15 protein-coding genes are annotated in these 10,811 nt (G+C 30.3%); 11 read left to right on the plus strand and 4 right to left on the minus strand.

What is annotated here, in order from left to right; all coding sequences use genetic code 11:
- From DX009_RS12085 to DX009_RS13655, 7 genes are all read left to right on the plus strand, one after another.
- On the plus strand, positions 1–476 hold a 476-nt coding region (locus DX009_RS12085), incomplete at its 5' end, for a transposase (protein ID WP_147278694.1).
- Between the two features lie 35 nt (positions 477–511).
- A complete protein-coding gene (locus DX009_RS12090) occupies positions 512–1,393 on the plus strand; it encodes a hypothetical protein (RefSeq protein ID WP_181792371.1) in 882 nt (293 codons plus the stop codon).
- Positions 1,394–1,665: 272 nt separating this feature from the next.
- Positions 1,666–2,076, plus strand: a complete 411-nt coding sequence (locus DX009_RS12095) for a hypothetical protein (RefSeq protein WP_115084268.1) — start codon at positions 1,666–1,668, stop codon at positions 2,074–2,076.
- Positions 2,077–2,206: 130 nt separating this feature from the next.
- Positions 2,207–2,998: a tRNA (guanosine(46)-N7)-methyltransferase TrmB gene (trmB, locus tag DX009_RS12100; RefSeq protein WP_115084269.1), complete on the plus strand. Its 792-nt coding sequence runs from the start codon at positions 2,207–2,209 to the stop codon at positions 2,996–2,998.
- Positions 2,999–3,426: 428 nt separating this feature from the next.
- Complete coding sequence (locus DX009_RS13645) at positions 3,427–3,795, plus strand: hypothetical protein (protein WP_245944659.1); 369 nt, start codon at positions 3,427–3,429, stop codon at positions 3,793–3,795.
- Between the two features lie 274 nt (positions 3,796–4,069).
- Positions 4,070–4,288: a hypothetical protein gene (locus DX009_RS13650; RefSeq protein WP_245944660.1), complete on the plus strand. Its 219-nt coding sequence runs from the start codon at positions 4,070–4,072 to the stop codon at positions 4,286–4,288.
- A gap of 14 nt (positions 4,289–4,302) precedes the next feature.
- The gene (locus DX009_RS13655; RefSeq protein WP_245944661.1) at positions 4,303–4,563 is read left to right on the plus strand and encodes a hypothetical protein; all 261 of its coding nucleotides are present in this window, start codon (positions 4,303–4,305) and stop codon (positions 4,561–4,563) included.
- 79 nt (positions 4,564–4,642) lie between these two features.
- Here DX009_RS13655 and DX009_RS12115 read toward each other — a convergent pair whose 3' ends face one another.
- Positions 4,643–5,197, minus strand: coding sequence for a hypothetical protein (locus DX009_RS12115; RefSeq protein ID WP_245944662.1), 555 nt, complete (start codon positions 5,195–5,197; stop codon positions 4,643–4,645).
- A gap of 457 nt (positions 5,198–5,654) precedes the next feature.
- On the opposite strand from DX009_RS12115, the gene DX009_RS12120 reads away from it, so the two are divergent.
- Positions 5,655–6,086, plus strand: coding sequence for a hypothetical protein (locus tag DX009_RS12120; RefSeq protein WP_115084272.1), 432 nt, complete (start codon positions 5,655–5,657; stop codon positions 6,084–6,086).
- Between the two features lie 295 nt (positions 6,087–6,381).
- On the opposite strand, the gene DX009_RS12125 is transcribed toward DX009_RS12120, so the two are convergent.
- Together DX009_RS12125 and DX009_RS12130 are read right to left on the minus strand one after the other, a co-directional pair.
- The gene (locus DX009_RS12125) at positions 6,382–7,119 is read right to left on the minus strand and encodes an NERD domain-containing protein (protein ID WP_115084273.1); all 738 of its coding nucleotides are present in this window, start codon (positions 7,117–7,119) and stop codon (positions 6,382–6,384) included.
- Between the two features lie 64 nt (positions 7,120–7,183).
- Positions 7,184–7,636: a hypothetical protein gene (locus DX009_RS12130; RefSeq protein ID WP_115084274.1), complete on the minus strand. Its 453-nt coding sequence runs from the start codon at positions 7,634–7,636 to the stop codon at positions 7,184–7,186.
- 391 nt (positions 7,637–8,027) lie between these two features.
- Between DX009_RS12130 and DX009_RS12135 the strand changes: the two genes are divergently transcribed.
- The 3 genes from DX009_RS12135 (at position 8,028) to DX009_RS12145 (ending at position 9,632) form a co-directional block, all read left to right on the plus strand.
- A complete protein-coding gene (locus DX009_RS12135) occupies positions 8,028–8,501 on the plus strand; it encodes an SMI1/KNR4 family protein (protein ID WP_115084275.1) in 474 nt (157 codons plus the stop codon).
- Between the two features lie 94 nt (positions 8,502–8,595).
- Entirely contained in the window at positions 8,596–9,051 is a 456-nt protein-coding gene (locus DX009_RS12140) for an SMI1/KNR4 family protein (RefSeq protein WP_115084276.1), read from the plus strand.
- Positions 9,052–9,146: 95 nt separating this feature from the next.
- Positions 9,147–9,632 carry an Imm26 family immunity protein gene (locus tag DX009_RS12145; protein WP_115084277.1) on the plus strand — a complete coding sequence of 162 codons (486 nt, stop codon included), beginning with the start codon at positions 9,147–9,149 and terminating at the stop codon, positions 9,630–9,632.
- A gap of 232 nt (positions 9,633–9,864) precedes the next feature.
- Here the strand turns inward: DX009_RS12145 and DX009_RS12150 are convergent, their stop codons facing one another.
- Complete coding sequence (locus DX009_RS12150) at positions 9,865–10,464, minus strand: hypothetical protein (protein ID WP_115084278.1); 600 nt, start codon at positions 10,462–10,464, stop codon at positions 9,865–9,867.
- Positions 10,465–10,811: the final 347 nt, after the last annotated feature.

Consider the following 10,811-nt stretch of genomic DNA (forward strand, 5'->3'; position numbering starts at 1 on the left):
GCAATAAAGTATCTATTCTTCGCTCATGGTCAGGACTTATTCTTGGTGCATGTTCTTTTAGGAATGAATATGATGGACATACTATTGAAAAGACATTGGAACAAACCCAAAGGATGACAGGAAAGCAGGTTGATAAGTTAGCAGGAGATAGAGGGTATAGAGGTATAAAGCAGATTGGGAAGACAAAGATACTCATTCCAGACGTTCCTAAAGCTAAAGACAGCTACTACCAAAAGAAAAAGAAACACAAACTATTTTGTAAACGAGCAGGTATAGAACCAACAATAGGACATCTTAAAGCAGACCACCGATTATCTCGCAACTTTTATAAAGGTGTGAAAGGAGATGCTATCAATGTATTATTAGCTGCAGCAGCATATAACTTCAAAAGAGCTATGAGAGTTCTTTTGTACCTTATAAAAAGAATCAGCATAGAGCTTGACAGTACAGGCTTTATGCTGAAATATAGTTTTTAAGGAACGACTATATAGCTAAAGGCGAACGCATAGTTTTGCGCTATACATCAGCCAACGAAGCTGTGATAGAAGCTAAAGGAAACGCATTTAAGTCGGTGGGGAATGGTAAAACAGAAGTAACATTACGTATATCGGGAGCTTATCCAGGTACATTAGATGCTTTTGATCCAAACAATGTGTTAGACGAAATGAAATTTACAGTAGAAGTAAACGACCAAGTAGATATGGTTTTTCCACAGTTTTCTATTTCTTGGGGCGAAGATAAGGCGACTGTTTTGGATAGATTCTTGAAGAATAATGCATATATAAATTATACAAATAGCTATTGGGCGATGAATCCAAAGATTAGTGCCGATAGTCGTAAAGGATTAGAAATTCTTTCTACCAACAATGCTGAGTTTCCTCTTATTATGCTCGATTTTACATCAGGCGATACCGAATTGTGTGCTCTTTACTTGCTTTCTGCATCTTGGGAACGTGTAACTACACCACAAATAAGCGAAGTTTACAAACTATTAATAGCAAATGGATTCCTTGATAGAGGAACAAATACCGATACACACTGTTGGCAAATGTATAATCCAACATCTAAAACTCTTGCTACTTGTGGACTTATGATTGTGCAAGGCTGTGGATATTGCTATGTAAGTCTTTCGTATTTGGCAGACGATCCTAATCCAACTGCAATAAAAAACACGCTACTTGAACAACCAAAAATAAGTTGGAATTTTGCAAATGGTGTGCTAAATATACAGGCAGAACAATATGTTGGCGAGCCACTTTCCATCTATTCTATATCTGGTAAGTGCCTACAAAAAACAACAATACAGCCTGGTAACAATATAATTTCCTCCTTAACACATCAACCTTTCTTTATTCGTGTAGGCAATAATGCAGCTATTAAAGTGTTGCCTTAACCATTTTGGCATTGTGTGTGTGGTAAAAAATAGTTTCAACCATTCTGTGGCAATATAGTTTTATGGGTCCGTATATACAATGAATTGGCTTTTGTAATGCTAATATAAGTTAGAAATAATGAGTTAAACACATTAGAAAAGCCAATTCGTTGTTCTTAATTTCTACGATAAGATACATAGAACTTAGAATAAAGTGCAGAAATATAATAAAAATAGCGAATGTTGCGTTGTATACAATGAATCTAACAATTACGAAATAGAGAAATAGTGGTATGATAAACAGCCATAATGCAATATTTAGCGTGTATATTCCGCTGCTTATGACGGTGATTTTAAGTGGTATGACTTATTTCCATTGGCAGTATAAACTAAAGTATTTATACTTGTCGGGCATATTCTTTTTATTGGTATATGCCATTCTTTCTATGATACTCCTTAGTTATACAGTAGACGAAAAGTCGTTTTCTGCAATTGTAAACAATCTATCGCCTATGCAATTTCCCGTTAGTATTCTTAGTATTACACTATTTTTTGTATCAGTTGGATTCTTTGTTGCACAAGAAAACAGCTTCAGTTTATTTTTTAAAATAGTTTCGAGCATTGGCATATTGCTTTTTATGCTGTTCGGATTCTATTCGTTTTTCTTTATTATGGCTGGTCTTGCATCGCTAAAAAGTGGATAAGCATTTGTTTGTCTTACCTTTATAATGGTGCAAAATATGGTTTGTGCAAACAATAAAAGTAAGATATATTTCTACAAAACTATGTAAAACTGTCTTTTTATAAACGTTTTTCTGTAACTTTGCAGCTATTATGAGTAAAGGAAAGTTACAGAAATTTGCAGAGTTAGAAACGTTTAAGAATGTCTTCCAATATCCACATGGTGTTATAAGCGAAATACCATTCGAAATGAAAGGACATTGGAACGAACAGTATTTTCATAATAACAACCCAATAGTTTTAGAGTTAGGTTGTGGAAAAGGAGAATATACTGTGGGTTTGGCGCGACTTTATCCGAATATAAATTTTATAGGAGTAGACATAAAAGGTGCACGAATTTATACAGGAGCAAAGCAAGCGTTGGAAGAAAATTTGCCTAATGTAGCCTTCTTACGAACAGGAATAGAGATTATAGATCGTTTCTTTGGTGCTGAAGAAGTAAAAGAAATATGGCTAACTTTCTCTGATCCACAGATGAAGAATGCACGAAAACGCCTATCGTCTACTTATTTTTTAAAACGCTATCGTAACTTTTTGGAAAACGAAGGAGTAGTGCATCTTAAAACCGACTCTAACTTTCTTTTTACTTATACCACTTATGTTGTTGAAAAAAACAATTTGCCTTTGCTTTTTCGTACCGAAGATTTGTATGGTAATGAAACAAATGGTACACAAGCGGACGATATTGATGGAGAAACAAAAGAAATACTTGGAATACACACTTATTACGAAAATCAATGGATAGAACGTGGACTAAACATTAAGTATATGAAGTTTAGATTGCCACATAAAGGTGCTCTTGTTGAACCAGAAATAGAAATAGAACTCGATGACTACCGTTCGTTTAAACGCACAAAAAGAAGCGAAAAAGAAACAGCACGATAGTATTCGGTTGCAATAATATGGTGTGATATAAAGGAAATAAATGGTTTAATATAACGAAAATAAATAGTTTTTAATTTCACTGTTACGCAGTTTTGTCCTTTTATAGAACCATATTTAATATGCTTGTTTCCACCAGTTTTCATTGTGAGGCTTAGTAGAAAGAGTGAAAAATGCTTTGAAAAAGAAGGTAATAGCAAAAGAAAGCCATGCAAATAGATAGATTTATATATTTCACTTTTACATATCTCGATACATCTTTGGAGCAAATAAAGAAGTATATTCTGGAAAAGTGGGGAAGTGATGATAAGTACAGAATAATAGATTCTCCATTTCAGTTTAATCTCTACCACTTATGTCCACCTAAAGGCGGTGCACATTTTGAAAAGCTGTATTTTTTTACCCCAAAGTTGTGTAAAAACAAATGTATAATGTTCTCAAACTATTCTGATGGTTTAAGTTCGTTGATTCATGTACTTACAAACGACTTAAAATTAAAAGCATATAGTTTTAGAATAAGCGCAAACAATATTCCCGAAGCATTAAATGAATTTAGCTGTATAGAAAATGGAGAAACGTTGCGAACTGTTTATGCGATGAAAGATCCTAAATGGAAATTTTATTGCGAAGGAGAAATACAACCTTTTGAGGAAAAAGAGTTTTATGAAAGAAAAATAATAAAACAACGATTAAATAAAGAAATTCTTATTTCCTATTGTGTTAAATTAGGAATTGACATACGTGAAGACTCTTTTTGGAAAAGCCAACAATCTTTATTCGTAGAACGAATTTCGTGGTAGTAATTTTATAATCCGCAGAAATGGTTTAACTATCATACATTCTTTAAATACTGCCATTTTATTATTGTTCCTACATAGTCTACTTTACGCTTTCACAGCCGTAATAATGTTCCAACTAAATTGTAATTATAAAACAAAAATTTATAATTATAATTTTTCTATTTTATAATTATATTTCTCCCATTTTTTATTATATTTGCACTGGTGATAAACAGCACCTTTTGCAAATGTATTTATTTGCAGAACGAAGCGAAACAATAAAGAAATTATCAGCTTGGAGAAAAAAGGAAAAAATAAATATGGCAATGTTTACGAAATAAAGTTGCCTAACGGAAAATATACTTATATTTGTTGGATAAAACAATTCAGCTTTGGAGTATTTAATTACCATTCAGAAAAACCAGTAGACAACTTAGATAGTCTTTTATCTGTTGGTTTTAAAATATACATATCGGGCAAAGAAACCGCAATTAGAAAAAAATATGGCAGCTAATTGGGCATATCGATTTGGAAAAAGAAAATATAGAATTTCCCGATTTGGCAATATTTATGTCAAATGACAAAGAACATTTTATAGAGCAATCGAGAATAATGAGAAATGGAAATTCTTATTATGCTCCTACAGATTACTATATTAGTCTTTTAAAAAAAGGATATATTGCAGGTTTCTTTGATAAACCAAATATTTTTGAATTATGGCTTACAAAGAATTTAGATAATTATCCTGCCAATGAAGAAATTTTTCCTTTACCAGAAAAATATAGTTAGAAATAAATTACTCGCCATTTTTCCCTATTACTGCGAAACTATAATAGGGAGAAATGGCAGTTTTTGCTTTAATTCTAACTTATTCTCTGTTGTATATATTCTCACGCGAAGTTACTTCTCCAGTTTCTGCATCTATAACAATATATTCTGAACCAAAAATAGTTTTACGATGTATAAACCATTTGGCATTTTGGTTATTACGAGACATAAAGTTAATGTGGAAAGGACCATCAGAAACACTTGTTTGTTGTCCTTTTCCTGTTGTTAAATCTATCCAACCTTCTTTTTCTAACCAAAGAAGCAACTCTTTAGGTTTTATTTTTAAGTTTTCAAATTTTTTGTCCTCGTTTTCTTCTTTTATTAGTTTACCCTTTTTATCGTACTCACGCCAAATACCAATTCTAATATTTGAGCAATAAAACCAATCACCTTCGGTGTCTAAAAAGCCATTTTTATAATACATTTTGGCGTTTTTTTTAAAGGTTAATGGTTTTATAGTAACAATCCAATTAACGTCTTTTTCAAAACTAACACAAACAATGGTTCCATCTTCCTCTGTATATTCTTTATAACTTGTATTCGGAGAAAGTTTACTTTTATAATATTTGTAATTAAACTTCTCTGGTTTTTTCATATTGTTTAAATTTTGTGCAGTACACGGAAATATGAATGTTATAACTAAAAAAAGAATAATGTATCTTTTCATCTTATTTGTTAAATTTAAACGGCTATAAAATATGTTTTCTTTTAATAATCTATCGCAACAAAGATAGGAATTGTTTTGCAGAAAATGGGAAAAATTACTATTTTTGTGCTCGCTTAACAAACATTATGCGTATGAACATTAAACGCAATTCTATGATTTTGCCTCGCTTATATTAGTTTTACTAATTGCAGGTTGTAACAATAGTAAGGCTATAACACCCGAAGTTTACAGTCATGCAGAGGTTAATAAATAGTTAGCAATGAATAGCGAAATGAAAACAATTTCGACGTTAATGAAATAGAGCGTTGAGACAAACGATAATGCAGTTTGCTTAAACTAAAATATTGAACGAAAATAGAAAATAAACTTATATAAAACCATATTTATGTTGTCGGAGAAAGTAAAAAACTACTTGATTGAAAATGGAATGTACGATGATACAGAAGACGAAACCTATCAAAAAGTAATGTCAGACTTAGGGATTAACCTTGAAACTCCCTTTGCTCAGTTTAATCTTTATACAAATCAAACAACATTTTCTGGCAATCGTGCAGAGTTATATAACGTTTGTTGGTTTGCAATAAACTCAATTTATTACGAACAAATGGAGAGTATGAGGTCTGTTTTCAACTTGCCAGAAGAGTATATTCCACTCGATAGTTTTGAAGGAGAGGGAGGATTTTTCTATAATAGGCAAACAGGCGAAGTATTAGAACTTACACTTGGAAAGGTTTACAACGACTTTCAGCAGGGAAAATTAAAGCCACAATGGCACAATTTCAACACTTTTCTTGAATGGTTTTTCGACCTATCATAACTTTTTGTGAAAGAAATGTGTGGAAAATAGTTACTTTTGCTTTCAACTAACCAAGGAAGCAATTTTCAGAATGTTTGGAATGTCATAATCATTATTGTATTATACATCTCTTTTATACAACACATTTAACAGATAATACAAAATTTAAATACACTTAATTTCACTATCCGTAAACCTAACCTTGTTTTGTTTCTTAGAGTTTCTACTATATCTCTAAAATTGCTATTTTCCTAACGTTTAGTTTCTTAAATTTTAGCAATACAATTTAACTTCTGCATTATACATATACATCCATTTAATAATCCTTCACTATATAGTGGCAATGAGGATAGTTGCTACAACCCCAAAAATTCCTATATCTACCTTGACAAAGAACGAGTTTACCTCCACAACGTGGGCAAATACCATTGTTAATTATCGAGTTGTACTGACTAATCCTGTTTTTTACTTGGATTATATGTTCTTTTGCGGTATCACTTGTCTCAAAACTTGAATATGCCAACCTATTGATAGCCCATTTTAATTTGTCATCTGGTAATAAAACACTAATATGATATTTTATAGTGTCCAGTAATTCATTTTCATACACTACATTATGATTGGGATAGTCCCCTTTGATAGTTACATCGCCAATAAAGACGACTATTGGAATAAAATATTGGTAAGGAAATCCTAATAGAGATTTTAAAGCTTTGACGTGTCCATAATTCTGAAACAAAGGATTATAAAACTCATATTTATTACCATATATTTTTTTAGTCCAAAAACTTGCTCGTTCATCTCCATATATCCATCCTTTATAGTGCTTAGTCTCAATAACAAAGATGCCATATGGCGAAAATACTACATGATCTATTTGGGTACTTTTCCCATTTTCTTCGATATATACATCATTAAAGATAGTATATTCATCAGGCAAAGAATTAAGAATAGTAGCAACACGTTTTTCACCATACCTTCCTTTTCTCTTATTCCGGCTAAAATGTATCAATAGAATTACTACGACTATTATTGCTAATATAGTAACCTCCATAACTCCTTACCTAATTTTACTAAATTGTTTTAAACTCTTACTAACGATTATCTATTACTATACGTTATTTAACCTTAGAATCCAACTGAATTCCCATATCCTCCATACAATTCAGAAGAATGGTACTGATGTAATTTCCTTTATTCCTACTAATACAAGCAGTTGCAAAGGTCATTGGTGCTACAAATGTCTCACCTATATAAGTTTCATCAGTAAGAACAGGCATACTATAATATGCATTTTTCTTATTTTTTAAGTCAATAAACCATTTGCCGCCAATATGTTTTCGGAAAGTTTCTCCTATATAAATGGTTAGATAGTCTAACAATTCTTTTTTCGCTATTAAATCGTTATGATGTCTGAAATTAGAAAGAATCCATTTCTCTAAATCATCTAACGACTTAATACTATAATTGAGTGTCAGATTGTGTTCTTTTGCAAATTCGCCAGTGAAATATTCCATCTTATCAGAAATAAAGAATATCCATTCTTGAAAGTTCTCTTGTGTATATGCCATTTTTATGTTGTTAAACTATAGTAAGTAGCTGCAAATATAGTTATTTTTATTTGAAGTTTTATATAGCCTAAGTGTAAATTATAATGTTGTTTGAAAAACATAATTATAAAACCATAAAAACATAATTATAAATTTTAAATTTGTAATTATATTTTTGAAAGAATTTAATTATCTTTTTTATTATCATAAAATATGTTTCTTGTTTTGCTTTTATTTCTTTATGCTTTATGCATAACTACTTAAAAGATAGATAATCCAGCAACGTGCAATATAAAACTGATTTTATAAAAATAAGATGATGATATTTCAGCCAAACTAACTATATTTGCAGTTGTAAACTTTTGGTTTTACAATGTACAAGCAAGGTGTATATAAATAATAAAAATAAGAAATGAATCTATTTACAGATAGTAAGTTAGTTTATGAAGGTAGAAAATCTCTACTTTCAGAGTCGGAAATAAGGCAGTTATTGGAGATTACTGGTGATAAAATAAATAGCTTTATTCAATTTTATCAAACTTACGATGGTGTCTTTTTTCCAAAGCAAGCTATGATGTTTAGACACTTATTTTATTCTGTTGAAAAAGCTGATTGGGATAAAATAGAAATAGGTTTCTTTTTAAAAATCGAAGATATAATTACTAATAGAAAGATTCTATTGGAAGAAGATAAGGAGTTAGAATGTTTTGTAAAAACTCATATTCCTTTTGCTGATGATGGCTGCGGTAATGATGTTTGGATAGAAATTTCAACAGGAATAATTAAGGCTTTTTACCATGAGTATTCCATTGAAGAAGGATTAATAGAAATAGCTCCTAATTTTAATGATTTTTGTTCTTCGTTAGAGAATTGGACGCTTAAATAAATCTTGCTATTTAATGAAATAAAACGCTATTTACATTTGCAAATAACAACTACTTTCTTGGGGCATTTTTTAATACGTTATTAATAAAATATTTATGGACTATATAACAAAATTAAAACAAAATGAAGAGTTTGAATATTGGTTAGGGGCTGATAACGAACAAATTTTTAATGTTGAAAACGAACTAAATATTAAACTTCCAAAGCAATACAAAATGTTTTTATCGCAATGTGGAATGTGCAATTTTGGAGATGTAAATATACTGGGTATAGCTAAAGCTGAAAATAGTGTTATTTATTCGGTTGTGGAAGTTACGAAGCAAATGAGAAATGAACTAAATCTTTCAAACAATTTTATTGTACTTAATTACGAAGTGGGCGAATATCTTACTTTATACAAGGTTTCTGAAAAAGAAGAATTAGACGATAGCACTATTTATGGGGTAAACGTTGGATATAATGATACAGAAAAAATGATTCTTGGAAAACCAGAAAAGCTTTTTTCGTCGTTCGAAGATTATTTTGAAGACTTTATCGAATTAGGTTCTTAAAAATAAGTAGTTCTAATCAAGGCAGTTTTTTCCTACTATCTTTATTGGTAATAATAGAAACGGAAAATGCACAAACGAAAAATAATAAATAGGTTATGGGTAAAAATAAATATGGCAATGTTTATGAAATAGCATTATCCAATGGGAAATATGTTTATGTATGCTGGATAGAACAATTTAGTTTTGGAATATTCGATTATATCGCTGAAAAGCCTGTTACAGATATAAATGATTTGTTATGTGTTGGATTTAAAACATATAAAGCATGTAAAGAAACAGCGGTTAGAAAAAAGATATGGAAATTGATAGGATATATTGATTTAGAAAAAGAGAATATCAGTTTTCCTAATTTGGCTGTATTTCTATCCTATAATAAAGAACTTTTTATTAAACAGTCGCAAGCTATGCGACATGGCAACTTAATAAAAATACCAATCAACGAATATTTAGCCCTATTAAAGAAAGGATATATTTATGGTTTCTTCGACAACTATCAGACTTTTGAATTATGGCTATCTGGCAATATAGAAAACTATCCTGAAAATGAAGAAATATTTCCTTTACCAGAAAAATATAGTTGAGACGAATATGCTGAAAATAGTGCGTAATTCTACTTTTATATCGCCTTATAATAGTGTTAAAACCGAACGAAAGACAATTTTTTGTTGCTTTTCATCTTCCTATTAAGAAGGCAAAATTCAGTATATCACGCACAAAATACACCCATATAAAACCATATAAACAGGCGTAAATATCACAATTTTGTAGCAAATAGAGTTCTGCTTTCTATGGTAATTCTCTTTTAACGAAACATTATTTTGGCAACTCTATTAGTTTAAAAGCACTGTGTAAAAACGATAAAACATTGTTGTTTACATCTAATTTATAATTAAAGCTATTACTTTCTGTGTCTATTTTGATACAATCGTCGCATAATGATATTTCTCTTATAACTTCTTTTATAAACTGTGGTTTGTTTTTTACAACAAAGTATTGTACCTCTTCGTTAAATATCCTTATGGAATCAATAACGTTATAATTTTTCATCTTACTTATATAAAGATGTTCAAACTTGTTGCCAGTAAAAAATAAGTCTATTTTATCAAGGTCGTTATTACTTTTAATATTTTTCCATTTATCCATTACAACTTTAAACCCCAACATATTAATATGGAAATATGTATTTATGGTAGCTGGAACAGCTTTTTCGCCGATACTACATATCAAATGTTTTTTATTGGTATCTAAATTAACAAAATCAACAGTTGTAAGTTCAGATTCACCATTTGGATTTAAGTCTACCTTAAATTCATCATTATTTCTTTTTATAAATTTTAAACCAGATGAAATTATAAGTTCCTCAATATTCGGATTATAATAAAATAGAAAATCTTTTGCTTCAATTTGTTTCATAATTTATTTGCAGCATCTTTTTAACTTCCCACGAAAAAGTAGTATTATGTAACCCCATCATTTCTAAGTGTAATTGTAAACGAAACGTACACAGCTACGGAATATTGTATTAATTGTTTATAGAAAACGGAAAAGATTCCCCCAAAATATAACATTGCTTATAATTTTCCCATATTTTTTTGCTGCTTCTAAAAAATAGTTTATAGTAGTTGTAAATCTATAAAATTATTATTAAATTTGAGGCAACTAACAACACACAAAAATGGGCGAGTACACTAAAGTGTCCCGCCCCATTTGATATCACAACGGAATAATCCTTATTGTGATTTGCTTAGAATGTAGGTGCA

Origin of the sequence: Prevotella pallens, assembly GCF_900454935.1 — a bacterium.
Lineage (GTDB): Bacteria > Bacteroidota > Bacteroidia > Bacteroidales > Bacteroidaceae > Prevotella > Prevotella pallens.

Coding starts and splice junctions, on each gene's coding strand:
- DX009_RS13645 (WP_245944659.1), top strand. CDS start 3,427: ATGTTCTCAAACTATTCTGATGGTTTAAGTTCGTTGATTCATGTACTT.
- DX009_RS12120 (WP_115084272.1), top strand. CDS start 5,655: ATGTTGTCGGAGAAAGTAAAAAACTACTTGATTGAAAATGGAATGTAC.
- DX009_RS12140 (WP_115084276.1), top strand. CDS start 8,596: ATGGACTATATAACAAAATTAAAACAAAATGAAGAGTTTGAATATTGG.
- trmB (WP_115084269.1), top strand. CDS start 2,207: ATGAGTAAAGGAAAGTTACAGAAATTTGCAGAGTTAGAAACGTTTAAG.
- DX009_RS12095 (WP_115084268.1), top strand. CDS start 1,666: ATGATAAACAGCCATAATGCAATATTTAGCGTGTATATTCCGCTGCTT.
- DX009_RS12115 (WP_245944662.1), bottom strand. CDS start 5,197: ATGAAAAAACCAGAGAAGTTTAATTACAAATATTATAAAAGTAAACTT.
- DX009_RS12130 (WP_115084274.1), bottom strand. CDS start 7,636: ATGGCATATACACAAGAGAACTTTCAAGAATGGATATTCTTTATTTCT.
- DX009_RS12150 (WP_115084278.1), bottom strand. CDS start 10,464: ATGAAACAAATTGAAGCAAAAGATTTTCTATTTTATTATAATCCGAAT.
- DX009_RS12135 (WP_115084275.1), top strand. CDS start 8,028: ATGAATCTATTTACAGATAGTAAGTTAGTTTATGAAGGTAGAAAATCT.
- DX009_RS12125 (WP_115084273.1), bottom strand. CDS start 7,119: ATGGAGGTTACTATATTAGCAATAATAGTCGTAGTAATTCTATTGATA.
- DX009_RS12145 (WP_115084277.1), top strand. CDS start 9,147: ATGGGTAAAAATAAATATGGCAATGTTTATGAAATAGCATTATCCAAT.